The sequence below is a fragment of the Sulfuriroseicoccus oceanibius genome (genome assembly GCF_010681825.2).
Classification (GTDB): Bacteria; Verrucomicrobiota; Verrucomicrobiia; order Verrucomicrobiales; family SLCJ01; genus Sulfuriroseicoccus; species Sulfuriroseicoccus oceanibius.
Genome location: NZ_CP066776.1, coordinates 384,116 through 410,133, shown reverse-complemented (window position 1 = coordinate 410,133; position 26,018 = coordinate 384,116). Strand labels below are relative to the sequence as shown.

The following is a 26,018-nucleotide window of genomic DNA, read 5'->3' as shown; positions in this document are numbered from 1 at the left end:
CGACCGAAATTGTCGTTGTTGAGGGACTTCGCAAGCCTAGCCTCCATCGGGTACGGCAAGGTGACCGTTCAAATGGTATTAGATATTATCGAGGTCGATCAGTTCGGGTTCCGAGCTGGTGGGGACATCGGTTGGGATGCCGTTGGCGTCGGTTGGTGTGGGGGCTGGATCTGGAGCCGAAGGGGTACTGGTTGGCGCGGAACGGGAGCCCATGAAGTGGCTGGATCCGTCGGATTGGTAGTCCGCGGGGCTCGGGTTGTACGCGCTGCTGGTCGTCGACGGAGGTGGCGTGTAGACGGTGGTGCCGTAAGGCTGGTTGCTGCGGCCGCTGAATTCAGGGGCTTCGCAGGAACAGAGAGCGGCGCAAACAACGGAAAGCGACGACAGGGTGAGTGATCGAACAAATGATGACATCATGGCGGGCAGGGTCAGGGGTGGGACCGTCAGCCAAGATATCGATCGGGATCATTCACGTGGCCTTAGTCAGAGACTTTGGCCGTGAGGTAATCGCGTAGTGCGGATTGCCAATCGCGGGGGGCACATCCGGTGGCGGCATGAAACTTTACGGTCGCCATTGCGGTATGGACTGGGCGAGGTGCGACAAAGCGGTCCATATCCGCAAGTTTGGTCGGGGTGACCGAGTGGCAGCGCAATGCGATGCCGAGGTCGGTTGCGATGTCGACGACTTGTTGGGCGTACTCGCTCCAGCTGCAGGCGCCCGAGTTGCACAGGTGGAACACACCGTGGGCGTCTTTCTGTTGGAACAGCAGCTCCAGATATTCGGCGAAGTCTTCGCTATAACATGGGCACGACCATTTGTCGCCGATGGCTTCCAGCACGTCGTTTTCCTGCGCACGCTGGAGGATCATGTCTGGGAAACTAGGGCGGTCCGGGCCGAAGACCCAGGACGTGCGAACGACGAGGCCAGCGGTGCCGAGCACCTCGAGCACGGCGTGTTCGCCATCGAGTTTGCTTTGGCCGTAGACGCCGGTGGGAGCGGTGGCATCGTCTTCCGAGCGCATGCCCGGGGTGTCGCCGCCGAAGACGTAATCGGTCGAGATGTGGATCATGCGCGCACCGCGCTCGGCGCAGATTTCAGCGAGCTGCTTGGGGCCGCTGCAGTTGGCGCTTTGAGCTTCCCCGGGATGTTGTTCGCAATAGTCGACGTTGGTCAGAGCCGCGGCGTTGATGAGCAAATCGAAGTCGAGACCAGCGAGGGCGTGGTCGATCGACGCAGGGTTGCTCAGGTCGAGGGAATCGCGACCGATGCCGGTGACCTGGTAATCAGGGTTGGCGGAATAGCGGCGAACCAAGGCCGATCCAATCCGGCCGTGGGCTCCTACCACGATGATGTGTTTTGTTTCCGCCATGAATGACACGTGCTGTCTGATGATTCCGGTGAGGTGTGGGGTAGTCGATCAGCGTTCCTTCCCTAGAGGCGAATCTGTCGGCAGCCGGTGGCCTGCGCAACCAAAAATGCGGAGCTATCCTTCGTTCTTGGCTTCGGCGCGAGGCTCGACGGGGACACAGACGAGAACTTCGGCCCAGCTGGTCTTGGCTGCGTTGTAGCCGGTGACGACGTAGAGCTTCATCTCGTGGAGAGGTAGTCGGGCGCGGACGAGCGACAAGGTTTCGGCGCGGCGGTCTGACGATGGTTCGAGTTCGTCGATGGTTTTGCCGCCCTGGAGTTGTTTGATCACGCCATTGGCGGTCCATTCGCGCAGGAGCATGACGCCGCCGCGTGGGCGTGGATTTTTGGTGCCGGTAATGCGGCTGCCGCGGAGGAATTTGACGGCGTCCTCGTTCTTCGACTTCATCTTCCATCCCTTGTCGGTGTAGAAGACGAGCGATGGTTCTTTGAACTCGGCAGCGACATACGTGGTGCCTTCCGGAGCCATTTTGAGTTTTTCCATGGCGAGCATGGTCGGATGGATGGCTCGGATTTGTTCCGACATCTGCCAGGCCAGGGCGCTGGTGCCAATCACGGCGATGGCGGTGGCAATGACCCAGCCGCGCTGGGCGAAGAAGCAGGCGACGGCGGCGACCGCCAACAGAATGCCGGCGACTGTGATCAGTTGGGAGATCCCTGCGGTTTGCCCTTCGAATGGAGCCCAGTTGGCCAGCCACAGCACACCACCGGCCAAGAGAGCGATCACGGCGGTCACGGCGATGGCCCAGTTTTTCTCAAAGCGGGTGCTTGGAACCGGAACCGAGCCGCTGCGGAAGAGCAGCAGGAAGAAGGCCGGGAAGCCAGGCATCACGTAGTGTGGCAGCTGGGTGGAGTAGAAGGTGAAGACCAAATATGGGGCAGCCAGCCAGCCGAGCAGGAATGCGCTCTTGGCCGAGCGGCCGGTGAGGCGGCCTTCCTCCGGGGTGTCGCGCTTGAGTGCTGCCGGAATCAGCGTGCACCATGGGAGCAGGCTGAGGAAGGCGGTGACGAAGTAGAAACCGGGGACGGAGATGCGGCCGTTGAACGATTCCGTGCCGCGTTTGACGACGTGTTCGCCCATGCCTTTGTCCCAGAAGAGGCCCTGGGTTTCGAGCAGGGCGGGAATGCCCCAAAGGCCGATGCCGACGAGGTAGAGCACGCTGAAGCTGATCGGTTGGAGGCGTCGCCATGGGAGTGGTCGGCCTTTGCCGAAGACGAAGCGGGTGAGAGCGAGGCCGAGGCCAGCGGTGACCAGTGGGATCGGGCCTTTGGCGAGGAAGCCGAACACAGCAGCACCGACGAGCAGCCACCACCAGCGGTTCCATCGTTTGTTGGCGATTGGGTCGTCTTCAGGGGCGAGCAGCAGTCTGGCCAGCGCGTAGCCGGTGACGCAGACGGCGAGGATCATCGGCATGTCCGCGACGCAGAGGCGTGAGTGGACGAGGATTTGCAAGGTGGTGAGCCAGCCGACACCGGCGAGCAATCCGGCGCGCGGGCCGAAGAGAAAGCGTCCGAGCGCCGCGATGACCATGGCGGAGAGCAGCGAGGCTTCGACCGAGTGCAGGCGTGCGGCGAGTTCGGTCTTGCCGAGGAAGGTGTAATGGAGGCGCATCCACCAGTACGAGAGAGGTGGTTTGTCGAAGCGGTATTCGTCGTTGAACCATGGGACCAACCAGTCATCTCGATCGATCATTTCCTGCGTGGCCTGGGCGAACTTGGGTTCGTCGCGGTCCATCAGTGGCAGGTTGGAAATGGCGGGGACGAGGGTCAGCACCGCGAGCACGATTAGGATCAAATTGGTCCCGAGCGGGCGCAGCCAGAATGAGGTGGGCGATGAGTGCGATGGAGTATCGGCCATAGTGCCACACGATGCAGCCGATCCCCCGTGCGGTAAAGTGGTGAGTTTGGTTGTCATCCGGATCGTCTGGGACTCTGCGTTTCCTGATCTTTCGGCTTGTTTGGAATCTCGGGTTGTTTGCATGTTAGAGGACATGACGCCCCAACGTTTTGTCTCTACCGTGGTTCTGGCCGGGCTGGTGGCCACGGCTTCCCCTGTCGTGCACGCCCAGTCCTCCGCAGCGCTTTCCGCCGAGTCCGGGGAGGCTCAGGCCGGGCTGAAGCAGAACCTCAACAAGTTGACTGCATTGCTGGTGGCAGACATGGGTGGGGGGCAGCTCGGTGGAGAGGCTTGCGATTTGATCATCACGGCGGTGCCCGGGCATTCAGGCGATCCAATTTCGATAAAGTTCAATCAGGAGGTGGGGGATATGATGTCGACCGGGCTGGAGTCGGCGCGGCGTGCGGTGTTAGTGAGGCATCCGGCGGCTCCGACAGGGCAGACATTGGAGATCAGTTTTGCGGATAAGTTTACGCCGAAGGACGGGCCGTCGGCGTCGTTGGCGGTGGCGATGTTGTTTGAATCGTTGATCACCGGAGATGCGTTCCGCAAGGATTGTGCGGTGACCGGGGACATCACATCGGACGGTGAAGTGCGGCCGATCGGAGGTCTGCCGGCGAAGATTCGTGCGGCTGCGAAAAAGGAGTGCGGCGTGCTTTGTTTTCCCAAGGACAACGAGAACGAGTTGGGGGACATGATTGTCGATGGGGACATGCGTTTGTTGATGCAGGTTCAGGTGGTCTCCGTGGCAACGCTCGACGATGCGTTGGCGGTGGCGAAGCAAGAGCGGCCGGACGGCGTGGCGGCGGCGATGAGTGCGCTGGAGGAGTTGCTCACGAAAGCGAAGGCAGAAGGCGGAGCGGTGCTCAAGACGCCGGAGTCGAAGCGCAAACTGGCCGGTGTGTTGGAGAAAATGCCCAACCACATGAGTGCCAGAGCGATCCAACTTTACACGCAGGGGAAATTGCCGCGGAGCTATAGTCTGATCGGGTCGCTCACGCGGTTGGACAATGCGATCGCCGAACTCAATGCGACCTTTGATGCGGCCAGCTCAAACCAGCGCGGCGCGGCGTGGTCCGAACTGATCTCGCCTAACACTTTGGACAATGTGTACCTGCGCGCGCGGAAGAACCTTGGGCAGATCCGTACCAAGCTGCATCCGGACGTGAAGCGCTATGAGAATGCGGTGGCTCGTTACATCCAACTGTTGTCGAAGATCCCGCACATTGTGGAGACCAAGGAGCGAGCGTCGGTGCGTCGCTATCTAAACGAGTGCAGGCGTGCGGGGGATCAGGTGGATTCCGAGCGCAAGAGTCTCCTGAGCCGGCCGGAGATCCGGGATCTCATGATGTGAGGTGATGCCGGAGGGGGGCAGCGTCGCTCCAGCTGCCTGAGGAATGCCAGGCTGAGCCTGGCGCGCTACGATGGTGCGAGCCAGGTGAATGGGCTCCATGGCAGGTTGCGCAGCACCGCGAAGGCGATGACCATGATGGCGATCGCGGTGGAAAGTCGTGGCCGCAGGAGCAGGCGGACCGGTGGGTTGGCTTGAAAGACCCATCCGATGGTCTCAATGCACAGCGCGAGGAGGGCAACGGGCAGCAGCACGATGCCCATGGCGTTGAATTTCATCGCATCGGCCACCCGCCCTTCGGAGAGCGCGAGTGTAGCGCGGGAGAGCCCACAGCCGGGACAGTGAAGTCCCGTCCAGTCGTTGAAAAAGCAGCGCAGGGGCATGGCCTCGGTGCCTCCGGTCAGCAGCAGCCACAGGATCAGTCCGACCACTGTGGCGCAACCGGAGGCAATGGCCAACCTGAGGGGGGACAGCTTCCAGCGGCGCGGGGGATGTGCCGACGGCAGGGGCGGTGGGGCCACGGGCATTGCGTATTAGTAGCCGGTACTGCGGCCCTCGCTTAAGACAGCGAGGAACACGAAGCCGAAGTAGAGCACGAGGCCGGCGAGTCCCACGCCGAAGCTCACCCAGCACCAGGTTTTGGCGGATTGTGAGGCGGCTTGGGCACCGGCCTGGTCACCGGCAAAGCGCAAGCGGTCGACTTTGGTGGCGTAGACAATGGCGACCACACCGGCAGGCAAGCAGCACATCAATGTAACGACAATCGACTGCCAGAGGTAGTTCGGGATATCCGCACCCACGTGCATCCCCTGTGGTGGGGCCGAAGTCGGTGTCTGATAAGGCGACTGCGGCGTGGCTGGTGGTCCGGACTGGGCGTGGGCGGAAAGCTCGGGCACTTGGGCGACGGGGAGCCAGTTGGCCATGCCTTCTCGCCAGACGAGGGATTGTGAATTGATGCGTCCGCTCTGGATGAGTGCGGTCATCTGCTCACCGCTGACGGGTCCTTGTTGGGTGCCGTTTTCTGTGTAGTACCACTGCATAGGTTGATCTTGGATTGTCACCGCCGTGTTGCGGGCGCTGAGGGTGGGGAAATGAGGGGGCTGTGAGCAACCACCGGACTAGTTGGCGAGCATGGACAGAATGATGGCTCCAATGCCCACGATCAGGCTTATAAGGCACCAGTTTTTGGCATTGTTCGAGGCTTCCTGAGCACCTGCTTGGTCGCCGTTGAGACGCAGGCTGTTGACCTTGGAGGCGTAAACAATGGCGACGATGCCGGTTGGCAGGCAGCAGAGCAGGGTGACGACGATGGACTGCCAGAGATAGGTAGGAATCTCGGGTCCGATAGGCATGCCTGGATGGGTTGGCGTGGATGCTGGTGGCTGGTAGGGAGAATGGGATGTCGCTGGTGGTCCGGACTGAGCGAGGGCGGAAAGCTCGGGCACTTGGGCGACGGGGAGCCAGTTGGCCATGCCTTCGCGCCAGACGAGGGATTGGGAGGTAAGGCGTCCGCTCTGGATGAGTGCGGTCATTTGTTCACCGCTGACTGGTCCTTGTTGGGTGCCGTTTTCTGTGTAGTACCACTGCATAGGTTGATATCGGATTGGCATCGCCTTGCAGCGGCGACGGCTGGAGGATTAGCAGCCGCAGTGATCTGCTACAAGAGATTCTTTGGTGCTGTGGATGGCTGGCATGATGCTGGTATTAGAACCAGACCGGCGCAATCTTGAGAGACTGCGCGGGGTATTTCCCGTTATCAATAGGCCGCCTCTGCGGTTGTTTCGTAATGATTTCGTGATGAATTTGGTTCGTTCTCTTTGTGTTTTGGCGGCTTCTTATGCCGGTTTGGGATTGTCATTGGCTGCGGCTGCAATTGATCCACCTCGGGTGGTGGCGACGCCGCCAGCGGATGCGGGACGTGGATTGATCCGGTTGTCGGCCGATGAGATCCGTCACTATCCTGGCAAGGGCGGGAAGGCGATGCTGCAGTCGCTAGACAATGGCGAGACGTGGAAGTCGGTGCCGCTGCCGGCGGGCTATCCCGGGGCGACGTGCCTGGCCAAGGAGTCGCCAGCCATTGCCCGCAATCCGAACACAGGCGAGTACATCCGCTTCGAGCCGTTGTATCGCGGAAAGAACAACAACGATGGAGTTTACGTCACCGAGGGAGGCATCGATGGAACGTGGAAGCTGGTGCGGGACAAAGACGGCAATGCGGCACGGCCTGGTGGGATCTTGCGCAATCCTCTGTGGGTAAAAAACAACCAGCGGATCGTGATCCCAGGTCATGGAGGGGGCTGCTACACTTGGTACTCCGATGACCAGGGTGTGACGTGGAAGCGCTCGAATGCGGTGAATTCGCCGCCGCACAAGCCGGGTGGCGTGCATAAGGGGACGCGTTGGAACCACGGGATGGTCGAAGGGACGGTGATTGAGCTGAAGAACGGCAAGCTGTGGATGGTGGCGCGTACCGCCCAGGACCAGCATTACGAGACCTTCTCCAGCGACCATGGAAAAACGTGGAGCGCTGCCCAGCCATCGCGCTTCTGGGGAGTGATCACAATGCCAACCTTCCACCGTCTGGAAGACGGGCGGATTCTTTTCCTGTGGTCGAACACCATCCCGCTGCCGGAAGTGGAAGGCGCCACCGGGCGCGGTGAGGATGCGTTCACCAACCGCGACACGATTCACGCTGCGATTTCCGAGGATGAGGGCAAGACGTGGATTGGTTTCAGGGAACTGATCCTCGATGAGCACCGTGGGCGCGGGGATTATGGCACGTTCAAGGGCAAGCAGGACCGCGGCAAGCATCAGGCCGAGGTGGTGCAACTCGATGCCAACCGTGTGCTCTTTTCCTGTGGCCAGCATGCGATGCACCGCCGTCTCATGATCATGGATCTGCGCTGGCTCTACGAAAAAGAGCGGAGCTCGGATCTGGCGGCTGACGGCACCAAGGATTGGACGACCCACCAGTACATCCAGCAGTACGTCGGGCATTGCGCGTACAACCGCACGCCGGGCGCGCAAGTGGCGGATGGTGCATTGCGTTTGCTGCGGGTGGATGACGAGCGGCTGACCAATCCGAACCAAGGCGCGGTGTGGAACTTTCCAGCCGGAGATACCGGGCGTCTGACGGCTAAGGTGCGGTTGGAAGAGGGTGGTTCTGGATTGCAGATCGCGTTGTGTGACCGCTGGTTCAATGCCTGCGACCCGACGGTGGATCAGTTCGCCAACTACGTGCTGAAAGTGGACGGCAATGGGGTGACTCCGGATGGCAAGCGCTTGCTCAAGCCGGGCCAAGTGCATGAGATTGCCATCACGTGGCGCGATGCCAGCCGCAATGGAGTGGCGACGCTTACCGTCGACGGACGTCAGACGAACATTCGACTGCGCGGTAATCACGCTCCGGTCAACGGCGTGAGCTATGTGCACTTTTACAACCCAGCCGAAGCGACGGATCTTCAGGGGGCGTCTATTCTTAGCACGCGCGCTCAAGTGAAGTGACTGCGGCGAGAGTAATGGTGCTTTTTTGATACCATCAGATCTTATGGCAGAGATCTTGGAAACCGGCGTAGTTGCACGTTGATAACGTAATTGGATGACGCAGGAGCCTGCGTTTAATCAGACTCTAATCGAACTATGAAAACACAGAATACTTCAGCATCAGGGGCTGGCTCTGGGCGGATCCGCGGTGCGGTTCGCTCGTTGCGCAGCGTGTGCCAGGGGGCGTTGGCAGCCGCATTGGTAGCGGTACCATCATTGCACGCCTCGGATGAGGGTGTGTCTCGCGAGAAGCCGGCGTTGTTGCCGATGCCGCAGCAGGTGGAATGGGCGAACCAGGCGGTGCCTGTGAAGTCGCTCAAGGTCACATTTCCGGGCCAGGTGGACGATGCGTTGCGTTTTGCCCAGCTCAAAGAGGAGGTGACCGAGTTGCTCAAGAGCAATGGAGTGACGCATTCCAATGAGGCGGAGCAGGCGTTGATGTTCCGATTGGGGAAGGTCGATGTGCCGAACCAGTGGCAGGGCCAGGAGCGTGAAGCCTACCAGTTGGTGTCGGAGCCTCGCGGGGTTTCGATCACGGCCAATGACGTGTCCGGCTTGTATGCGGGTTTGCAGACCTTGCGTCAGCTGATGGTGCATCAGAATGGCGAGACGACGGTGGCTGCGTGCAAGGTGCAGGATTATCCGGCGTTCAAGATCCGCGGTCTGATGCACGACGTCGGGCGCAACTTCCAGACGATCGACCAGCTCAAGATGCAGATCGACGTGATGGCGAAGCACAAGCTCAATGTGTTCCATTGGCACCTCACCGACCACTATGGCTGGCGCTTGGAGAGCAAGATTTATCCTGAGTTGCAGTCGGACAAAGCGTTCGGCCGCTGGCACGGCAAGTACTACACGCAGGAAGAGTTCAAGGACATGGTGGACTACTGCTGGGCGCGTGGAATCATCATCATCCCTGAGTTCGACACGCCGGGGCACTCGGAGGCATTCCGCCACGGCTTGGAGATCCCGAACATGAAAGACCCACGTGCGATCGAGGCGATCTGCAAGTTGGTCGATGAAGTGTGCACGCTCGCACCGAAAGAGCGCATGCCTTACATCCACATCGGTACCGATGAAGTGCGCCACCGGGACGAGTACGTCAATGCCGACTACCTGCCAACGCTTCACAAGGCGGTGCAGGACAACGGCCGTGAGGTGATCGGTTGGTGCAAGGGGATGACCTTCAAAGGCGCCAAGCAGATTGCCCAAACGTGGGCGCAATCGCGTCCATGGGGCGGTGCCCAGCACATCGACTCTCGCGCCAATTACATCAACCACCTCGAGGCGATGGACTTCGCGCAGCGTATGTTCTTCCAGCAGCCATGCCGTCAGCCGCACGGCGACGACATCCAGCTCGGCGGTATTCTGGCTTATTGGCCGGACACGCTCACCGATGACGAGAAGCGCAGCCTGACCAACAGTCCGGTTGTTTCCGCCATGGTGGCGTACTCGGAAGCCGTTTGGAAAGGCGTGGAAAAGGATCGTCCGGAGTACTGGGCCAAGATCCCGCCAAAGGGAACTCCTGAGTACGACGCGTACGCCGACTTTGAAGACCGCCTCGCCGAGATCCGCGATCGCTTCCACACCGACGTTCCATTCCTCATGGTCAAGGGCCACGACATCGAATGGCGCTTGCTCGGACCGGTGGAAGATGGACTCTCGCCTGAGCTGGAGCAGGGCATTGTCAAAGACCGCTACGAGGTCGATGGCAAGCCGCTCAACTGGACCAAGCCGGTCTACGGTGGTGCCATCCATGTGAAGCACTTCTTCGGCTTCAAGAGCCATCTCAGCTCGTTCCCGAAAGGCCGCAACATCGTCTGGGCCAACACCCACGTCTACAGCCCGAAAGACCAGGAGGTCGATGCCTGGATCAACTTCAACACGATCTCCACATCGGACCCTCGTGCCGGCGTCGCCCAGCAGGGCGAGTGGGGAGCCAACCCAGCCTGCGATATTTGGTTGAACGGCGAGCGCATCGCCCCGCCGAAGTGGCAGAACAAAGGCAAGGCCGCCAAGGAGATCGCGCTGATCGATGAAGTGTACACCAGCCGCGAGCCTGCCAAGATCAAGCTCAAGAAGGGCTGGAACACGGTGCTCATCAAGTCCGCTCCAACCTGGAAGTGGGTCTTCACCTTCGTTCCAGTGGAAAAGGATGGCCCGATCTACCGCGAGGTCGAGGGCTTGAAGTACTCGGCCGCCAAGCCTGAGTAAGCGATCCTTTCATCAGCGACGTTCAGTTCACGGGGTGCCCTCCACGCGGGGGCACCCCGTTTTTTTGTGGTGGGTAGATGTGCTGGTTACCGGGAAGGGAGGGGAATGAAAAGCATTGCCTGATCCGCTGCAGTTCATCATGGTGTCGCTTCAAGGTTAGAATGACGAGGCGTTCGCTTTGGGGAATCTGCGATCCAGCATATGAGTAAGAAGTTCACTTTTAGTGTAGTTGCCAGCGGCTTGGTGCTGTTGGTGATTGGGTTGTATTTGTTTGGCGGCGCGTTGCGGTCGCTGATGCAGTACACATCTCAATTCAAGGATGCGGAAACGGTGTTGGACTTTGGTGGTGGGGATCGGATTGAGGTGATTCAGTCGGGACTCGGTGAAATTACGGACGGTGAGGTTTTGCCTTTTTCCGGTGGTTGGTTCGCTAGGACGGCTGATTCGGGGAGTTGCATCGGGATGGCCGGGATGGAGTTTGAGATTCAGCTGGTCGGTGAGCAGCTTACGAGCGTCATCTTCAGAGATCCGAGTAAGCGACTGCTACTGGAGCTGAAGTGGCAGCGGAACGGCGTTACTCCGCCGACGCCTTGGATTGTCAATTCGGGAATGCGTGATCGTGACTCGGCGCTCATTCACCATGGTGAGGTAGAGGGTGATGAGTTTTGGCCGGTTCCCTATCCAATTCCAAAGCAGCCTGATATTTACGTAGAGTATCAAGATGGGGCTGGTCATTGGCGGCCAACATTGGGCCCCATTCCTTGTTCAGAGGATCCAGAAATGCGTAGCGTGGTCGTGTTCCCTGGTTTTCCCGAGACTGGAGCGACGATTGTGTGCCGGGCCAGGATTGGATCCGCTGAGCCGCAGGAGTTTGAGATCGCGAATCCACTCCATGGGGTGACGGCTCAGATGCCTTCGAGAAAAGCACTCCCTCACGTTCAGAGTTTTGACGAGGATTTCACAGCGACTCTTAATAGGGTCTCGGTGAAGGAGGATCCGAACTATGGACTGATGTTGCGTCCGGAGTTCACGATTGATCACCACATGCTCCGCGAAGGGCGGCAGATTGAAGGTGGATATCACCTGGCTGCTATCTATGCCCAGACTCCAATGGGGCATCGTTACAAATCGAGCTTTTATAACATAGGATTCGGAGGGACATCACCGTCGTCCATGTACGACTTCTCGCTCGACCCGACTGTGGATGCCATTGAGTTCGTCTGTGTGTTCCAGCCAAGCAGCGACTTCCCCTATGCGCTTGAGGATTGTATCCCATTGGCGACGTGCCACACCGACAGTAAAGGAGAGTTGGGGGATACCTCCATTGTTGCCAGTGAATTGGGTCTTAGTTTGGCGGAACTGTCTGGTGTTTCTGTGCCGTCTGGTGCCGATCGATTGACCTTCAATTGTGAGGGTAGTGTGGACTCGTCGTTCTTAGGAGGAAGATCCAAAAATTGGGAAGTGAAGGTCTTTTGGAATGACGAAACCTATAGCCGGCCGTTCCGGGAGCGCACTGGAGGCTCGGGGTGGAGCTCATGGGGAAGACGAACGAAGTTCCATATCAACAAGGAATTTGAAATGGCGATCCCTCCGAACACAAAGGTGACGATTGCGGTGGTTCGCAAACCTTCGGCTCCAGTGGAGCTGAAGTTTCCCGTTTATCGTGACCAACTCACGCCAACAGCGGCTGGGGCAGAGTGAGGATTGCGATAAGGAAGAGGATAAGGATAAAGGGTATTGTCGGAAGCTCGAGGTCCGGTGCTGGTTTACCTATACTACCGGTTAAAAGGTTGAGGAATGGGTGAAAGGTTAACGTATGAACTCAGTGCAATAATTACTGCACTTGTGTGCGGAGACTGACCCTTCACTCCACCCGTGATTCCGATGACCTATTTTCCTGAGACCTGCTGGTGCCCGCGTGTGCGTGCGTTGCTTCGATTGACTGTCCTCAGTGCCTTGGCGCTGGCGTTGAGTTTTGCGGGTGTCTCGCGGGTTTCCGCCTCTGATGAGGGCGTGTCGCGGGACGCTCCGGCGTTGTTGCCGATGCCGCGGCAGGTGGAGTGGGGACGGCGTGCGGTTTCGGTGGATAGAGTGAAAGTGGTTTTTCCCGAGCAGGTTGGTGATGCACTGAAATTTGCGAGGCTGAAGGATGAGGTGGCGGAGTTGCTGGAGCGCAATGGAGTTGAGGCATCGGAGGATGCGGAGCAGTTGTTGATGTTTCGCTTTGGGAATGTGGCGGTGCCGAACCAATGGCGCGGGCAGTCTCGTGAAGCCTACCGACTGGTGGTGGAGGACCGCGGGGTGTCGATTACAGCGAACGACGTGGCGGGCATGTACTACGGTCTGCAGACATTGCGTCAGCTGATGGTGAACCGGGAGGGGCAGACGACGGTGGCTGCATGCAAGGTTTACGATTATCCCGCATTTAAGATCCGCGGGTTCATGCACGACGTGGGGCGTAATTTCCAGTCGCTCGAGCAGCTGAAGATGCAGATCGACACGTTTGCCGCGTACAAGATCAACACCTTTCACTTCCACGTCACCGAGTACCATGGCTGGCGTCTGGAGAGTAAGATTTATCCTGAGCTGCAGCGGATCGATACCTTCACGCGCAAGCCGGGCAAGTATTACACGCAGCAGGAGTTCAAGGATCTGGTGGACTACTGCTGGGCGAGGAACATCACAGTGATTCCGGAGTTTGACACGCCGGGTCACAGCGATGCGTTCCGCAAGGCGCTGGGGATCAAGACGATGAAAGACCCCAAAGCCAAGGAGGCGATGGTGCGGCTTTTTGACGAGCTGTGTTCGTTGGTGCCGAAAGAGAAGATGCCCTACATCCACGTGGGGACGGATGAGGCGTCGAAGCCGGAGGAGCGGGTGAACGCGGACTACCTGCCGGCACTGCATGAGGTGATCCAGCGCAATGGGCGTGACGTGATCGGCTGGGTGCATGGGATGCACATCAAGGGCGACACCAAGCAGATCCAGCAGACGTGGGCGAGCTCGAAGCCTCTGCCCAAACTGCGCCATATCGATTCGCGCGCCAATTACCTGAACTACCTGCAGGCGCTCAACTTCGCGACCCGCGTGCATTTCCAACAACCGTGCAGCGTGCCGCACGGTGATGAGACGAATCTGGGCGGTATCCTTTGTTATTGGCCGGACACCAAGGTCGACGACGAGAAGCAGGCGTTGCTCAACAGCCCGGTGCTTTCCGCCGTGGTCGGGTATTCGGAAGCGGTTTGGCGTGGCGTTCCCAAGGATCAGCCGGAGTACTGGTGTAAGATCCCACCGCGCGGTACGTCGGAGTTCAAGCGTTACGCTCATTTTGAAGAGCGACTGATCGAACAGCGCGAGCGCTTCCAAAAAGGGAAGCCGTTTCTGGCGCTGCGCACGCACAATGTCGACTGGCGCCTGCTCGGACCGGTGGCTGATGGCGAGGTCGAGGCATTGGAGCGCGGCGAGATCCGCGATCGTTATGACGGTTATGCGTGGAGCGCACCAGTGCAGGGAGCGGCGCTGCACTTGCGCCATTTCTTTAAGTTTCCGAGCCATCTGAAGAGCTTCCCGAAAGGCAAGGACGTGGTCTGGGCGAATACGTTCGTCTTCAGCCCGGTGGACCAGGAAGTGGACGCTTGGATCGGGTTCAACACAGTTGCGGCATCCGGCTACAAGGGGAAGGAGACGATTCCCGCCCAAGGGGATTGGGACGGCAACCCAGCATGTAACATTTGGATCAATGGCGAGCGGGTGGATCCTCCGGTATGGGAAAGCACGGCGCAGGGGATGGAGCATGCTCTGACCAATGAGATCTACAGTGCGCGTCCACCGACGAAGATCCGTCTCAAAAAGGGCTGGAACCCGGTGCTGGTGAAGGCTGCGCGATCGTACAAGTGGTGCTTCGCGTTCAAGCCGATCCACGTCGATGCCGCAGGCAACATTACAGAGGTGGATGGGTTGAAATTCTCGTCATCGCCAAGCCGTTAGCAGTCAGCTCTTCAATTTTCAGATTCTATGATTAGTCGATTATTATCCGCAGTTTTGTTGATGGGGGGCGTCGTGCCTGCAGTCGTCGCGAATGAGAGCGTGGCGGCGGTGGAAGTGGTGGCCCAGACGCACGAGGCGACCACCCCGGCACACCGCAACCAGATCAGGTGGTGGAAACACCGCCACGCGCAGAAGCTGCAGGCTGCGAAGACCGCCAAATGCGACATTCTCTTTGTCGGCGACTCGATTACCCAGATGTGGGAGCGTCACGGAGCGAAGGTTTGGCAGAAGTATTACGGAGATCGCAATGCGTTCAACATTGGCTACTCTGGAGATCAGACCCAGCATGTGCTGTGGCGTCTGGATCAGGGCGAGATGGATCATTTCAAGCCGAAGGTCGCGGTGTTGATGATCGGCACCAACAACACGGGGCACCAAAAGAACTGGACGGCACAGAAGGTGGCGGATGGCGTGCGGGCGATCATTGGCCGCATCCACGCCAAGAGCCCTGACACGGAAGTGTTGTTGCTCGCGGTTTTCCCCCGCGGTGCCACGGCGGATGATCCGATGCGTGTGCGCAACGATGAGATCAACGCATTGATCCAAAGCTATGGCGAGTTGGACAAGGTTCACTTCCTGGATCTTGCGCCGAAGTTTCTCGATGCGGAGGGCAATTTGCCGAAGTCGGTGATGCCTGATTTACTGCACCCGCACGCGGCGGGGTATGAAATCTGGGCGGATGCGATGGAGCCGACGTTGCAGCGGTTGTTGGAGGTTTCCAAGGCACCGGGGGCGGCGTTGAACTCTGCGGTGGTACCGGTTCCAAAGCTCGAGAATGATTTCTACGATTGGTACCAGCGGCACGATGAGGTGAAGGCGCTGGCCGCCGAGGGCAATCCTGAGTTGGTCTTCATCGGCGATTCGATCACCCATATGTTTGGCGGCGAGCCGAAATCGCGCATCGCGCGTGGAGCGCAGGTTTGGGGTGAATTCTACCAGCCTCGCAACACGATCAATCTGGGCTTCGGTTGGGATCGCACGCAGAACATGCTGTGGCGGATCGAGAATGGTGAGTTTGACGGGTTGAAACCAAAGGTCGCTGTGGTGATGGCTGGCACCAACAACTTGACCGGTACTCAGAATGCGCGAGCGAACACACCGGAGGAGATATTTGAGGGCGTCGAGGCGATCTGCACCGCGATCCATCAGCGATCCCCGGATACCGAGATCGTGTTGATTGGCGTGCTGCCTCGCCTTCAGGCGGAGATGAACCCGAAAATCCAGAAGCTGAATGGCCTCATCGAGGGGCTGGACGCGCAGAGCAAGATCACCGTGCTCAATTTGTGGGATCGTTTTTGTGATCCGTCCGGCGAGGTGAACAAGGCCTTGTTCCAGGATGCTGTGCATCCGAATGCGGCGGGCTATCGGGTGTGGGCGGAAGCGATGGAGCCGACACTTGAGCAGCTGTTGCAGTAGTTATTTCGAGGGTTTGATGGGATGACGTGCCGAGTGTTGGTTTTTCTGTTTCTCTGGGCAGGTGTGGTGATTGCTCAGGCCTCGGACTCGGGGTGGTCGTTGCCGACGCCCCCGGCTGGGACGGCCAAGCGGGCGTTGATCCCGTACCCGGTTGAGGTGGATTGGCAACATGCGGACCGTGAGGTTGCCGGAGTAGCGGTGGCCTTTGGGGCCGGGATTCCGGAGCGGGCGCGTGACTGGCTGGGAACCGCGGTGGAGCGGGTGGTGACCGAGTTTGGGCTGACGAAGGCGGACGTCACCGGTGAGACAGGGTTTGTCGTGCGCTTTGCCGCCGGTAGGGTGGAAGGGGCGCATCTCGAGCGGGAGGCATACGCGCTTGAGTTCGACCACGACGGTGTCGTGATTGTGGCCTCGCATTTCCGTGGGTGGTTCAATGGGGTGCAGACCTTGCGGCAGTTGATTTACCAGTCCGACGGGAGGTGGATGGTTGCCGGATGCGCGGTACGTGATTGGCCGGCCTTCGGGATCCGCGGAGTGATGTTGGACGTCGGGAGGAACTATCTCTCGCCCGGGTTTATCAAGCGTCAGGTGGATCGGTTGGCCGGTTACAAGATCAACACGCTGCATTTGCACCTCACCGAGGACGCGGCGTGGCGGCTGGAGATTAAAAAGTACCCGCAGTTGACTGCTGCCGAGTTCCATTGGAAGACGCGTCAGCCCGGCAGGTATTACACCCAGGAGGAGATGCGGGAATTGATCGCGTATTGTGCCCGGCGCGGCGTTACGGTGATCCCGGAGATCGACATGCCCGGGCATAGTGAGGCGTTCAAGCGGGCGATGGGGTTCGACATGCAGAGCGAGGCCGGGGTGGCGGTGCTGCGAGAGGTGATCGATGAAGTGGCTTCGCTTTTTCCCTCTCGGTACCTGCACTTGGGATCGGACGAGGTGCGCATCCGCATGAAGGAGTTCATGCCGCGGATGGTGGCGCACGCGCGCCGGAGGGGGAAGGACGTGGTGGTGTGGGATCCGGGCCACCTGCCGGACCGCCAGGTGGTGAAGATGCATTGGGGAGACCACACCGGCCAGAAAGTGGACCCCTCGATGCGGCATATCGACACGACCGGCTTTTACATGGATTGGATCGATGCGCAGTCAGGCGTGTACCAATACTTTTTTCAACAGCCATGCGACGTGCGAGAGAGCAACCGCAGCGCGCTAGGCGCGATCACTTGTGTCTGGACGGACGGTGCGCTCAGTGGGGAGGACCGTTTGTTGATCCAGTACCCGTTTTATCCGTGCATGCTCACCTTTGCCGAGCGCCTGTGGCGCGGTGCCGCAGAGGAACGGGCGGACTTGTTTGCCAAGCTGCCTCAGCCGGGAAGCGCAGCCCATGCGGCGTTTGCGGAGTTCGAGGGCCGACTGACGGCGCATCGTGATTTGTACTTCCAGGAGGTGCCCTTCGCCTATGTCAAACAAAGTCACATTCCGTGGAAACTGATCGGACCATTTGACCACAGGGGACGAAACGACACGTCGTTCGAGCCGGAGCGCGTGATCAAAGAGAGTTACCAGCAGGGCGGGCGTACGCTGCGCTGGGAGGATGAGCCCGCGTGGGGCAGTGCGATCCACCTGCGCCACTTCTATTCGGTTTTCAATTTGCACCGCAAGCAGGCGAACCCGGACTACTGGCCGGCGACCATGAGCCACCGCGTAGGGGATGCTGGGGGCACCTGTTATGCTCTGAGCTACATTTTCAGTCCCGAGCCCCAGCAGGTGGGGGTGATGTTTGGGATCGGCGGGATGTGGGGGCACTCGGGGGGATACCGCAGTGCGCGTGCACCGCGGCAGGGGGAGTGGGATTTCTCTGGTGGCGACCTGTGGATCAACGACGAGCGCATCGCTCCTCCACGCTGGAGCTTTGAAAGTCTGCCATGGGGTGGCTGGGGCAAAGGCCGCATTGAAGAAGCTCCGCTGACCGAGGAGGGGTACTTTTTCCGTCCTCCGGTGCAAGTCGCGCTGAAGCAAGGCTGGAACAAAGTCCTCGTGCGAGTTCCTTTCGGATGGTGGCAGGGCGACGATGGCCAACGGAAATGGTTTTTCAATTGTGTGCCCGTGCGCTGGGACGGCATCCACTACCGCGAAGTCGACGGCCTGCGCTATGCCGTGGAGCCGCAGGCGTAGTAGGGGATAGGTGGACTTGCCTCGTGGCTGTGCTCTTGCTGCCAGCGGGATTCGCGATTATCTAATCCCATGCGCGCACTCTTTCTTGGCACCGGCGACATTGCGATTCCTTCACTCCAACTGCTCATCGACCGTGACGACGTAGAGGTCGTCGGGCTGGTGACGCAGCCGGACCGTCCGGTCGGGCGCAAGCAGGTGCTGACACCGCCGAAGATCAAAGAGGTAGCGGTGGCACATGGCATTCCGGTACTGCAGCCGGAAAAGGTGCGTGAGATCATTCCGGAGCTGGAGGCGTTGGAGTGCGATTTGTTCGTGGTGATGGCGTACGGGCAACTGTTGCCGGAGGCGCTGATTGAGTTGCCGAAGATTGCCTGTGTGAACTTGCACGGGTCGTTGCTGCCGCGTCACCGTGGGGCGTCGCCGATTCAGGCGGCCATCCGCGAAGGCGATGCAGAATCCGGGGTGACGCTGATGCATGTGGTGAAGGCATTGGATGCCGGCGACATCATTCTCAAGGAGTCGACGCCGATTGGTGAGCAGGAGACGGGGGGCGAGCTGCACGATCGATTGGCGGACATTGCGGCGACCGCGCTCGACCGCGGGGTGACTGCGTTTCAGAAGGGCACCGCGACCCGCGAGCCACAGCAGCGCGAGCTGGTGACGTACCTCGGCAAGCTGCTGCGCAAGGACGGTGTGCTCGACTGGAGTGAAACGGCTGAGCGCATCGAGCGCACGGTGCGTGCGTTCCACCCATGGCCGGGGACGACGACCCAACTGCACAGCGGCGGACGCTCGATGAACATGAAAATCTTCCCGCCGACCGTGGTGGTGGAGTCGCCCGATCCGGCAGCGGCCGCCGGTGCCATTGTGGCTGCGGATGGGGAATCAATCACCATCGCCTGCGGTGGCGGTAGTGCGCTTGAGGTGACGCAAATCCAGCCCGAAGGGAAGCGCCGAATGGAAGTGCGCGACTTCGTCCGCGGGCATGCGATCACCATTGGAGACCGTGTCGGGAGCTGAGGTCAGGGTAATTATACCGAGTCAGATCGGGATTTGGCTTTGCAATCGCCGCTCCTTCGTGCTTTCTAGGGCTTTAATGAGCGAATCGACCGATCCTACCGGCGCCGGGCATAAGAAGCCACGGCGGGTTGTCCTGAAGTTGAGTGGTGAAGCCCTCCGCGAGGACGGCAGCCAAGACAACATCTCGCCGGAGATCGTCGGCAAGATGGCCTCCCAAATCGTAGAGGCTCTCAAAGAGGGAGTGCAGATCGCCATCGTCGTGGGCGGCGGCAACTTCTGGCGCGGCATCAGCGCCAGCAACCGCGGCATGGAGCGCGCTACGGCCGACTACATGGGCATGCTCGCCACTGTGATGAACTCGCTCGCACTGCAGAGCATGCTCGAGGAAATGGGCGTGGAAGTGCGCGTGCAGACCGCCATTGAAATGAAGAACGTGGCCGAGCCATTCATCCGCCGCGTGGCCATTGGTCACTTGGAAAAGGGCCGCGTCGTGATCTTCGGTGCCGGCACCGGCAACCCGTTCTTCTCGACCGACACCACCGCCGCACTGCGTGCCAGTGAGATCAATGCGGATGTCATCCTCAAGGCCACGAAGGTCGATGGTGTGTACGATTCCGATCCGGCCAAGAACCCGGACGCTGTGCGCTTCGACGACATCAGCTTCCACGAAGCCATTTCGCGTCGCCTCAAGGTGATGGACAGCACCGCATTCAGCCTTTGCATGGACAACAACAAGCCGATCATGGTCTTCGACATGAACGAGCCGGGCAACCTCAAGCGCGCTTTGCTCGGGGCAGATATCGGGACATTGGTCCACGCTGGCTAGTGCTTGACCGCAAGGGAGGCATCCGCTCCATTCATTCACTAAAGACTCAATCTATTTATCATGACACCTGATCTAGTTACAAAGACCGCCGACGAGGCGATGAGCAAGAGCGTCGAATTCATGACCCAGGAATTCGCAGGTATCCGCACCGGCAAGGCCTCCCCGGGTCTTGTTGAAGGTCTCAACGTGGAAGTCCAGTCCTACGGGTCGACCATGAAGCTCAATGGTCTGGCGACCATCACCACTCCGGACAACCGCACCATCAACGTGTCGCCATTCGACCCATCGACTGCCGCTGACATCGAGCGCGCGATCCGTGAGTCGAACCTGGGTATCAACCCATCGCGTGACGGCAAGATCATTCGTTTGCCAATTCCTGAGCTTACCGGTGAGCGCCGTAAGGAGCTGGTCAAAGTGATCAAGGGTAAGGCGGAAGAAGCACGCGTCCGTGTGCGCTCCGCTCGCCGCGACGCCATCGACTCGGCCAAGAAGCTCGAGAAAGACAAGGCGATCAGCGAAGACGAACGCCACGACATGGAAGCCGAGATCCAGAAGATCACCGACAAGTACGTCGGCGAGATCGACACCATCGTTGGTCACAAGGAAGAGGAAATCCTCACCGTCTAAGCCAACTCTGATTTTCAGCAACCGCTGCCCGCTCTTGTTGGCAGCGGTTGTTTTTTACACATTTAACTAACATAAGCTTATGTCTATTGCTACCAAGCGCGGCGACGATGGGTTCACTGATTTGATGTTTGGCCGGCGCATCCCGAAGACCGACATCCGAGTGGCGGCGTATGGCGCGGTGGATGAGCTCAATGGGGCGCTCGGGCCGGCACGCATTCATGCCCAGCAGGAGGATTTGATCGAGCTTGCCGAGCACATTCACGCGATCCAGCGCATGCTGGTGACGGTGATGGGGGAACTCGCGACCGATCCGAAGGATCTGGAAAAGTTCAAGAAAGCGGGGCATAAGCTCGTTGATAACGAGATGATTGGCGACCTGGATTCCCTGGTCGACATGATCGAGAAAGAGAAAGAGCTGACCTTCAAAGGATGGGTGATGCCGGGTGAAAAGGGATCGCTCGCCGGTGCCCACTTGGATCACGCCCGTACTGTCTGCCGCCGGGCGGAGCGTGATGTGATCGATTTGGCCGAGGCGGAAGCAGCGTCCGACTTTAATCATGAAGTTGTGCGTTTCCTCAACCGCTTGTCAGACGTTCTTTGGTTGTTTGCCCGATGGGCTGAAGTCACCGAATAACGATATTCCGCAACCTTTAATCCCCCCCATTCCCCCCGCATGCGTTACGCCATAGTCTCTGACATTCACGCCAATTTACCCGCCTGGTACGCTGTGGTGGAGAATGCAATGGAGGCCGGAGCCACGCGCTTTCTTTGTTTGGGGGATTTGGTAGGTTACGGGCCGAATCCACGTGAGATCGTGGATGATGTGCGGCGCCGCTCCGAGGCTGTGGTGATGGGCAACCACGATGCGGTGGCGTGCGGCTTGTTTAATGCGTCGGTTTTCAACCCGACGGCGCGGGGCGTGATCGAATGGACGATCGACGAGCTGACCGACGAGCAAAAGGAGTATCTGTCGTCGTTGCCATTGGACGTCCATTTGGACGGGCTGGATGCGCACCTGGTCCACGCCCACATGGACGAGCCGGGGCGCTTTCATTATCTCAACAGCAAAGAGGATGCGAAGGCGTGTTTTGATGCCTGTGATCACGGGTTGATCTTTGTCGGGCATACGCACGCCCCTGGGATTTACGCGTTGTCCCCGGAAGGGGATATCACGCAGCACGAGCCGGGGACCTTTGTTCGCAATGCGGACTACCGGTATATCGTCAACCCAGGATCGGTGGGGGATCCGCGGGGTGAGGAGGTGGTCGCAAGTTATTGCATTTACGACACGACGGACCACTCGATCAGCCATCGCTTTGTGGAGTTTGATCCTGAGGCCTGTCGTGCGGCTTATCGTGCGGTGGGGCTCGATGCCAAACCGTACTTTTTGCGTTATCTCGACCGCCAGGTGAGCCAGCCGGAAGAGGTGGCGTGCTTTGACGAATCACAGCCGCGCAAGGTGGTGCGCGGGGTAACTGCGGCGGTTTCCATTGCGGCGACGCGGTTGGATGACGAGAACGAAGACGAGTCAGGCGATTCGGTCGAATCTTATGGGGAATCGATCGATGCCGGTGGCGGCGTGGCGACTGTTGTAGCCCCAAAAACAGTGAAAAAGCCCGCGCTGACGAGTTCCACGGGCCGCGTCGCGGTTGATCTGCCGCCACAGGTGGTGGTGGTGCCGAAGCCTCCGGTGAAACGGCAACCGAGCCGTGAGGAGACCCGTGAGCGCAGCCGCAAAGGCGGGAAATCTAAGATTGCTATAGGGGCGTTAGGCGCACTCGCCGCGCTTGGGGTGGGAATCAGCCTGCATCAGGCGAAGTCCGGCGATTCGGAGTCCGAATCTGGAGTGGCTGTGATGGATGCAGCGGGTGTGGGTGAACTGACCACCGCCCGATACGTCCGCATTTCGTTGCCGCGCTCGGGGACGTTGTCGCTGGCCGAGGTGGAAGTGATTTCCAATGGTACTAATGTTGCCTTCCAGCGCCAGGCTAGCCAGAGTTCGACCCATGCGGGCGGCGACGCCAGCCATGCGGTGGATGGCAATACCAATGGATATTTCGATGAGGGGTCGACCACATCGACCGAGCCGAAGCAGCCCGGCCCGTGGTGGGAAGTCGATCTTGGACAGATGACCCCTATTGACCGGGTGCGGGTTTGGAACTGCCAGGATGGCGGCGCCCCGAAAATGCGCCGATTGCATAACTTTACGATCGAATTCTACGACGAGTCCCGCCAACTTGCGCTCGCAAAGCACAAGATCCCGGTGAGCGGGCGTGAGGTAGAAATCGAGAGTCCATGATCAAGAGAACCAGCACCGAACCTTCGTCTGCCAGAAATAGTAACAAATCTGGCTTTGGTTGCCTGTTTTTGTTCGGCTTGCCGTTTTTGCTCGCGGGGCTCTTCGTAATGGGGCTTGGGGTGAAGTCCTTGTGGATTGGATTGGCGGCGGCGGATTGGCCTGAGACCCAGGCCACGTTGCAGCGGGTGGAGCTTGAAACACATCATGGTGACGACTCGGTGAGCTACGAGGTGGTGGCCGAATATTCGTACCGATGGGATGGTCGCGAGTACACCAACGACCGGGTGGGATTGACCACTGGTGGCGACAACTTCGGCGACTGGCAGCAACGCACCTATCGTGAGCTCGATGGCGCGCTCCGCGCCGGAGAGACTGTCCCGTGTTATGTGGATCCGGAGAACCCAGGGGACGCGCTTTTGAAACGAGAACTGCGTCCGCGTGCGTTGATGTTCTATTTCATGTTTGGCGGGGTGTTTGCGTTGATCGGTGGCGGGCTGGGGACGTCAGGGCTGATCGGTGCGGCGCGGGCAAAGAAGCGCAAGGCGAAGTTGGCGCAAAACCCGGACCAGCCATGGCTGTTGCGCGACGACTGGAATGCCGGCGTGGTGAAGGCGAACGAGCGCTGGGAGTTCGCGGTGTTGCTAGGATTTGCCGCGTTTTGGAATGGGATCTCGTGGACGGTATTCATCGCCATGCTGGATGAGCTTGGATCAAAGCCAAATATGGCGTGGATGGTCTTGCTCTTTCCTTTGATTGGAATCGGTTTGTTGGTTGGGGTATTCAGGTTGTGGCGTCGTGGGCGGATGTTGGGGCAGCTGGAGTTTCGTTTCGATCCTGAGTTGATGCCGTTTGAGAAGGGCGGGCAGGTTGTCGGAACAATTGTGGGCAGTTCGCCCAAGTTACAGTATCGGGAGGATGACTTGGAGCTGGGTCTGGTGGTCGAGCGCGTGGTGACATCACAGCGAGGCAATCAATCGAGCACGTCGACGCAGGTGGCGTATTCGCATTTTGAGGGCGGTCTGGACCCGACGCGCGGAGTGCGGGGAACCGAATTGCCGGTGAGGCTGGTGGCTCCAACCGGGTACGAGGATACGACGATCGAGGGTGGGGCGATGATTAAGTTCAAGGCGAACACCGACACCCACTGGCGGGTGCGGTTGCAAGGGAAGCCGAAGACGGCGTTGGAGAAGTTCAAGGCATCCTTTGATGTGCCGGTGTTCGGTGATGCGGCGCATCCGGTTGAGGCGGCAGTTTCGGATGGTGTGGCGGGAGACTCCGCAGCGGAAAGCGGTGCCGCGTTGGCTGATGAGGATTTGGAGCGGCTCGGGGTGCGCCGGGTGGCGTCTATGGATGGCACGGTGACGTACATGCGCACGGGCAAGGAGTTGCGGAAATTTGGGTTTTGGATGGTGGCATTCGCGGTGGTGATGATGGTGGTCGGAGCCGGGATTGCGAATGATGATGCCGGTGCGTTTGGCTATTTGTTCTGCGCCGGTGCGTCGTTGGTCGGGATCGTGGGAATTGGGATGATCTCGGCACGATCGGCATTGGTTGTGGATCCAAGAGCCGGCACGCTGACGAAGATTGGGCAGTTGCTGGGGATTCGGCGCCAGAAGGTGATTTCCGCAGCGGCATTGCAGTCGGTGGAGCCTGATTCGAACACGGAGGTGAACGGCGAGCCCCGCTATCATCTCGCGATCCGGTCGTCGGAGGGGAATGCCAACGCATTGGGTTGGCTCAAAGAGCATCATCTCGCCAGTCGGTTGGCGAAGCAGATCGAGCGCGAGGTCAGGGCGTAGATTTGCCCTGATTTTGGCGAAACTGGTTCAATATGAGGCGGAAATGTGCTGTCCGCGACGCTGGACTTGCGGTGATTGACCTCGATGGCAAACTTCCCTAGTTTTTCGCACGGCTCGTCCGTTGTACCACAACAACAAAACGCTATGAACACAGGTAAGGCAGTGATTGGCGCGCTCGCGCTCATAACTATTGGTTGGGCGGAAGCCAGGACGTGGACTGACGTCCAAGGGCGGAAACTTGAGGCAGAGCTTTTGGAGGTGACCGGTGAGGGGGTGGTGCTGAAGTTGCAAAACGGCCGCCAGGCCAATGTGCCTTTTGCGAAGCTTTCAGAGGCGGATCAGGAGTTTGCCAAGAGCTGGGAGGCACCGGCAAAGAATGATGCTCCGTCCGGTGGCGGGGTGCCCGAAGGCGCGAAGCTGAATTGGAACGTGCCATGGCCGAGCGAAGCCGAGGTCGAGGGGGACGCGGATATTGAAATTATCGAAGAGGACAAAGACGGCCGCCGGTTTGTCTATGAGAGCCCGCGCTACCGCTACATCTCGGACGTGGGGTTGAAGAAGTCGGTGGTGTCGAGTTTTGCCGAAATGTTCGAGGCGACCTGTGTGTACTGCGAGTCCATGCCTTTGGCGATGACCGGAGCGACCCGGGCCAATGGCGGCAAGTTCGACATTTTGTTGTTCGAGACCAAAGAGAGCTACATCAAGGCCGGCGGGCCACCGTCCAGCGCGGGTGTCTATATGGGCGCAAAGAACACGGTGATGGTCCCTCTGGAGAGCATTGGAGTGAAGAAATTTGGCAGCTCGTACACTCGTGACCGGGACAAGAGCAGTGGAACACTTATCCACGAACTGACCCACCAGCTGACTCCATTCGAGTACTACGAAAGCGGGGCCCGTGGATGGTTCTCCGAGGGAATCGCCGAGTACACCACCGCTACGCCTTACCGCAATGGGCGCTTTCGCCTCACCAACAACATTAAGAAGGTGGCAGAGTACATCACGGAATTCGGGTCGGATGGTAAGGCGGGGCGCAGGTTGGGGGAAGAGATCAACGCTCCTGATCTGAAGCAGTTCATGCTGATGCCTTACAGTCAGTTCACTGGAGGCAATGCGAACTTCAACTACGGGTTTGCCTGTTTGCTGACTACGTATTTCATCCATTTGGACGGCGACGGGGATGCCGCGCGTCTGAAGGAATTCCTCAAGGCGCTGCGCCAAGGAAAGAAGGGCGAGGAAGCGCTCGCCGTGCTGCTTGATGGCCGCAGCTTCGACGAAATGGAGGAAGACATCAGCGACGGTTGGCGCCGCAAGGGGATCAAAGTGAGCTTCAACTAATCCAGCACAATTCTGCGCCACCCAGGCTACTCAG

General features: G+C 59.3%; 20 protein-coding genes. 14 read left to right on the top strand and 6 right to left on the bottom strand.

The features are described 5' to 3' along the window. Window positions 1-78 precede the first annotated feature (78 nt). From G3M56_RS01670 to G3M56_RS01660, 3 genes are all read right to left on the bottom strand, one after another. Window positions 79-417, bottom strand: a complete 339-nt coding sequence (locus G3M56_RS01670) for a hypothetical protein (protein WP_164363853.1) — start codon at window positions 415-417, stop codon at window positions 79-81. Window positions 418-479: 62 nt separating this feature from the next. Next, window positions 480-1,370, bottom strand: coding sequence for a dTDP-4-dehydrorhamnose reductase (gene rfbD, locus G3M56_RS01665; RefSeq protein ID WP_164363855.1), 891 nt, complete (start codon window positions 1,368-1,370; stop codon window positions 480-482). Window positions 1,371-1,484: 114 nt separating this feature from the next. Next, window positions 1,485-3,287 (bottom strand): ArnT family glycosyltransferase, encoded by a 1,803-nt coding sequence (locus G3M56_RS01660; protein WP_164363856.1) that lies wholly within the window; start codon window positions 3,285-3,287, stop codon window positions 1,485-1,487. A 133-nt stretch (window positions 3,288-3,420) separates the two neighbouring features. Between G3M56_RS01660 and G3M56_RS01655 the strand changes: the two genes are divergently transcribed. After that, on the top strand, window positions 3,421-4,680 hold the full coding sequence (locus G3M56_RS01655; RefSeq protein ID WP_164363858.1) for a S16 family serine protease: 1,260 nt from the start codon (window positions 3,421-3,423) through the stop codon (window positions 4,678-4,680). A gap of 65 nt (window positions 4,681-4,745) precedes the next feature. Here the strand turns inward: G3M56_RS01655 and G3M56_RS01650 are convergent, their stop codons facing one another. From G3M56_RS01650 to G3M56_RS01640, 3 genes are all read right to left on the bottom strand, one after another. Beyond that, entirely contained in the window at window positions 4,746-5,135 is a 390-nt protein-coding gene (locus G3M56_RS01650) for a DUF2752 domain-containing protein (protein WP_164363859.1), read from the bottom strand. A gap of 75 nt (window positions 5,136-5,210) precedes the next feature. Next, entirely contained in the window at window positions 5,211-5,717 is a 507-nt protein-coding gene (locus G3M56_RS01645) for a CD225/dispanin family protein (RefSeq protein WP_235203526.1), read from the bottom strand. A gap of 78 nt (window positions 5,718-5,795) precedes the next feature. Then, a complete protein-coding gene (locus tag G3M56_RS01640) occupies window positions 5,796-6,266 on the bottom strand; it encodes a CD225/dispanin family protein (RefSeq protein WP_235203525.1) in 471 nt (156 codons plus the stop codon). 208 nt (window positions 6,267-6,474) lie between these two features. Between G3M56_RS01640 and G3M56_RS01635 the strand changes: the two genes are divergently transcribed. The 13 genes from G3M56_RS01635 to G3M56_RS01575 all read left to right on the top strand — a co-directional run bounded on the left by G3M56_RS01635 (window position 6,475) and on the right by G3M56_RS01575 (window position 25,984). After that, the gene (locus G3M56_RS01635) at window positions 6,475-8,181 is read left to right on the top strand and encodes a sialidase family protein (RefSeq protein ID WP_164363861.1); all 1,707 of its coding nucleotides are present in this window, start codon (window positions 6,475-6,477) and stop codon (window positions 8,179-8,181) included. Between the two features lie 135 nt (window positions 8,182-8,316). Continuing rightward, on the top strand, window positions 8,317-10,434 hold the full coding sequence (locus G3M56_RS01630) for a family 20 glycosylhydrolase (protein ID WP_164363862.1): 2,118 nt from the start codon (window positions 8,317-8,319) through the stop codon (window positions 10,432-10,434). A 201-nt stretch (window positions 10,435-10,635) separates the two neighbouring features. Next, complete coding sequence (locus G3M56_RS01625; protein WP_164363864.1) at window positions 10,636-12,135, top strand: hypothetical protein; 1,500 nt, start codon at window positions 10,636-10,638, stop codon at window positions 12,133-12,135. A 183-nt stretch (window positions 12,136-12,318) separates the two neighbouring features. Beyond that, complete coding sequence (locus tag G3M56_RS01620; RefSeq protein WP_164363865.1) at window positions 12,319-14,421, top strand: family 20 glycosylhydrolase; 2,103 nt, start codon at window positions 12,319-12,321, stop codon at window positions 14,419-14,421. 27 nt (window positions 14,422-14,448) lie between these two features. After that, window positions 14,449-15,897: a GDSL-type esterase/lipase family protein gene (locus tag G3M56_RS01615; protein WP_164363866.1), complete on the top strand. Its 1,449-nt coding sequence runs from the start codon at window positions 14,449-14,451 to the stop codon at window positions 15,895-15,897. A 21-nt stretch (window positions 15,898-15,918) separates the two neighbouring features. Beyond that, window positions 15,919-18,078, top strand: a complete 2,160-nt coding sequence (locus tag G3M56_RS01610) for a family 20 glycosylhydrolase (protein ID WP_164363868.1) — start codon at window positions 15,919-15,921, stop codon at window positions 18,076-18,078. Between the two features lie 69 nt (window positions 18,079-18,147). Further along, window positions 18,148-19,098 carry a methionyl-tRNA formyltransferase gene (gene fmt, locus G3M56_RS01605; RefSeq protein ID WP_164363869.1) on the top strand — a complete coding sequence of 317 codons (951 nt, stop codon included), beginning with the start codon at window positions 18,148-18,150 and terminating at the stop codon, window positions 19,096-19,098. A gap of 76 nt (window positions 19,099-19,174) precedes the next feature. After that, window positions 19,175-19,924: a UMP kinase gene (pyrH, locus tag G3M56_RS01600; protein ID WP_164363871.1), complete on the top strand. Its 750-nt coding sequence runs from the start codon at window positions 19,175-19,177 to the stop codon at window positions 19,922-19,924. Between the two features lie 60 nt (window positions 19,925-19,984). Then, window positions 19,985-20,551 (top strand): ribosome recycling factor, encoded by a 567-nt coding sequence (frr, locus tag G3M56_RS01595; RefSeq protein WP_164363873.1) that lies wholly within the window; start codon window positions 19,985-19,987, stop codon window positions 20,549-20,551. A gap of 79 nt (window positions 20,552-20,630) precedes the next feature. Further along, window positions 20,631-21,185: a cob(I)yrinic acid a,c-diamide adenosyltransferase gene (locus G3M56_RS01590; protein ID WP_164363893.1), complete on the top strand. Its 555-nt coding sequence runs from the start codon at window positions 20,631-20,633 to the stop codon at window positions 21,183-21,185. Window positions 21,186-21,224: 39 nt separating this feature from the next. Further along, entirely contained in the window at window positions 21,225-22,850 is a 1,626-nt protein-coding gene (locus G3M56_RS01585) for a metallophosphoesterase family protein (RefSeq protein ID WP_164363895.1), read from the top strand. Beyond that, window positions 22,847-24,649, top strand: a complete 1,803-nt coding sequence (locus tag G3M56_RS01580; protein WP_164363897.1) for a DUF3592 domain-containing protein — start codon at window positions 22,847-22,849, stop codon at window positions 24,647-24,649. The genes G3M56_RS01585 and G3M56_RS01580 overlap by 4 nt, the downstream gene beginning before the upstream one ends. 144 nt (window positions 24,650-24,793) lie before the next feature. Next, entirely contained in the window at window positions 24,794-25,984 is a 1,191-nt protein-coding gene (locus G3M56_RS01575; protein ID WP_164363899.1) for an SHD1 domain-containing protein, read from the top strand. Window positions 25,985-26,018 lie beyond the last annotated feature (34 nt).